Annotated in this window: 2 protein-coding genes; both read left to right on the top strand. The window is 67.0% G+C overall.

All coding sequences use genetic code 11. The features are described from left to right. On the top strand, nt 1–393 hold a 393-nt coding region (locus A5787_RS24580; protein WP_369829161.1), incomplete at its 5' end, for a glycosyltransferase. A 32-nt stretch (nt 394–425) separates the two neighbouring features. Continuing rightward, nucleotides 426–1,226 (top strand): glycosyltransferase family 2 protein, encoded by an 801-nt coding sequence (locus tag A5787_RS24575; protein WP_066971946.1) that lies wholly within the window; start codon nt 426–428, stop codon nt 1,224–1,226. Nucleotides 1,227–1,315 lie beyond the last annotated feature (89 nt).

Below are 1,315 nucleotides of genomic sequence, written 5' to 3'. Positions count from 1 at the left end.
GAGGGCACGCAAACCGCTTCCCGTCCCGACGTGAAGCTGGTCGGCCACGTCAACTACTCCACGATCTTTCCCACCTGCCGCGCGGCGGTCCACCATGGCGGCGCCGGCACGACGGCCGCCAGCCTGCGGGCCGGGCTGCCGACGTTGATCCTGTGGGACGTGGCCGACCAATTCATCTGGGCGACTCAGGTCAAGCAGCTGAAAGTCGGTTCCGCCAAGAAACTTTCGAGAATCACGCGCAAATCGTTGGTCCGGCAGCTCCGCAAGGTCCTGGCGCCGGACTACGTGGCCGGGGCCCGCGAGATCGCCCCGAAGATGACCAAGCCCGCCGTCGGTGTCGCCACCGCCGCCGATCTGCTGGAAAAAGCCGCCCGCCGCGAAGGTATTGGCTGATGCCGGAACGCCCCTCGGGCTCGCACGGGCCGGTGTACGCTCCCGGTGTGTCCCTACTGATCACTGTGCCGGTTTACGGCCAGCACGAGTACACACACGCGCTGCTGGCCGATCTGAAGCGGGAGGGCGCCGACTATCTGATCGTCGACAATCGCGGCGACTACCCCAAGATCGGCGACGAACGCGTCCTCACGCCGGGCAAGAATCTCGGTTGGGCCGGCGGCAGCGAACTCGGATTCCGAACTGCGTTCGCGGAGGGTTACTCCCACGCGATGACGCTCAACAACGACACCCGCCTGTCGCGCGGATGCGTTGCCGCCCTGCTTGACCCGCGCCTGCCCGCGGACGTCGGCATGGTGGGTCCGATGTTCAACATCGGGTTCCCCTACGCGGTGGCCGCCGACACACCGGACGCCGAGAGCTACGTTCCCCGCCCGCAATACCGGGTGGTGCCCGCCATCGAGGGGACGGCGCTGGTGATGTCGCGGGAGTGCTGGGATGCCGTCGGCGGAATGGACCTGGACACCTTCGGGCGCTACGGCTGGGGGCTCGATCTCGACCTCGCGTTACGGGCGCGCAAGGCCGGATTCGGTTTGTACACAACGGAGATGGCCTACGTCAACCATTTCGGGCGCAAGACTGCGAACGCCCACTTCGGCAGCCGCAAGTATCACTGGGGCTCCAGCTGGGAGATGATTCAAGGGTTGCGCCGAAATCACGGCTGGCCCGCCGCCATGGGAATCCTGCGCGAGATGGGGGCGGCGCACCACCGCAAGTGGTACAAGTCCTTCCCGCTCGTTCAGCGCGACGCGGCCGCCAGCCGGCAACCTTAGGCCCCGGGGACGAATTCAGACGCCGACGCGGACGGTCTGTTCCAGCAGATCGGCGGCGGTGGCGACACCGACGGCGGGCTTGGTCATCT

Origin of the sequence: Mycobacterium sp. 852002-50816_SCH5313054-b (assembly GCF_001667185.1) — a bacterium.
GTDB lineage: Bacteria > Actinomycetota > Actinomycetes > Mycobacteriales > Mycobacteriaceae > Mycobacterium.
The sequence above is the reverse complement of the archived record's forward strand: the minus strand, read 5'-3'. Positions and strand labels throughout refer to the sequence as shown.